Here is a 1,393-nt window from a genome sequence, read left to right as displayed (position 1 = left end):
ACAGCGACGCGGCAGGGGCGGTGGCGAACGGCCCGGCGGCGAGCGCCCCCGTGGTCAGATCAAGGTCGGCGGTGAAGGGCAGGCTGGACTTCTGGCTGAACGGTGCCGTCGGCCAGCCGCCCTTGCCGGCCAGGAAGGACTGATCGCCGAACAGCGCCACCGCCGTCGGATCGAGATCGAGCTCGTCGAGCGCCAGCGCGCCGGCAAGGTGCGGCATTCCATCCTTCACGTCGACATTGACGTCGCCGGAAACGGCCGCCTCGTTGATGGCGCCGTTCAGCCCGCTCAGCACCAGCAGACCGCTGCCGAAATCGGCATCTGCAGCCAGCGAGGCCGAGGTTCCCGTCCCCATGCCCGGCAGGCCGACGCCGGTCGTCATCAGCCAGGGCTCGATGTCGGAACCTTCGAGACTGACCTTACCCTTGGCCGACACGCCCTGTTGCGGCGTATCGGCAACCGTTCCCTGGAACTCGGCCTTGAAGTCGTCGGCCGCCAAGCTGAAGTCCGTCGCCAGCCCGCCGCTGGGCGAGCCCTTGGCGGAGATATCGGTGGTCGCCTCACCCAACATGCCGAGCGGCAATGCCGGCAGGCCGTAGAGCGCCAGCAACGCGGCGGCATCCGGGCTCCTGGCGTTGAAGGTCAGCGCCAGCGGCGCTTCGGCCAGCTGATCGGCCTTGCCCTTGCCCGACAGCGATGCCGAAAAGGCCGAGCCGCCCGCCTTGCCTTGCGCGCTCATCGCCAGGCCGATCGTGCCGTCGCCATTATCGGCGGCGCTCGTCACCAGATCGATACGGGCATCCTGGAGCAGTTGCGGATAGGCGGCCACCCGGGCCGCCAGTCCTTTCAGCAGCTCATTGTCGGGATAGTGCTGGGCGGCCACGTCGACCAGCGGCTTGAGATCGACGGCGACCACAGAGGCATCGAGCTTGCCGGTCGGGCTCTCTGGGAAATCCTTGATCCGCCCTGTGGCGCTGATCGAGGTGCCGGCCAGGCCACCGACCGACAGCCGGTCGATCTCGAGCAATCCCTTACGCAGCCTCAGCGCCGTGTCGACCATGTCGGCCGTCAGCCCGCCGGCGCTGACCGGCCCGGCCTTGATCTGGAAGTCGAGGTCGCGGTCGGAAAACCGGTTGGCGCCCTTGTCGCTGACGAAGATCGAGGCGAAAGCCGCCAGCCCGTCGACGTCGAGCTCGCCGCCCTCCAGCCGCATCAGCACCGAAGGCCTGGCGTCGTCCGGCTGGCTGGAATCGATGCGGCCGGAAAACTTCGCCTTGCCGAGGATCAGTTCGAGATCGCTGAAGGCCTGCCGCTTTTCGCTGAGATCGACCTTGGCCTTGAAACCGGCGGCCGGCAGCCGGCGGATCGCCTCGTCGACATCCCTGGACGACCAGGC

The 1,393-nt window shown here is 68.1% G+C and carries 1 pseudogene; it reads right to left on the bottom strand.

Annotated features, from left to right (window positions below):
• Positions 1-1,393 (bottom strand): annotated as a pseudogene (locus tag EOA33_RS35770) (AsmA family protein); the annotation flags it as partial.

The organism is Mesorhizobium sp. M4A.F.Ca.ET.050.02.1.1 (assembly GCF_003997725.1).
Taxonomy (GTDB): domain Bacteria; phylum Pseudomonadota; class Alphaproteobacteria; order Rhizobiales; family Rhizobiaceae; genus Mesorhizobium.
Note: the sequence above shows the minus strand (reverse complement) of the source record. Positions and strands in the feature narration are given on the sequence as shown.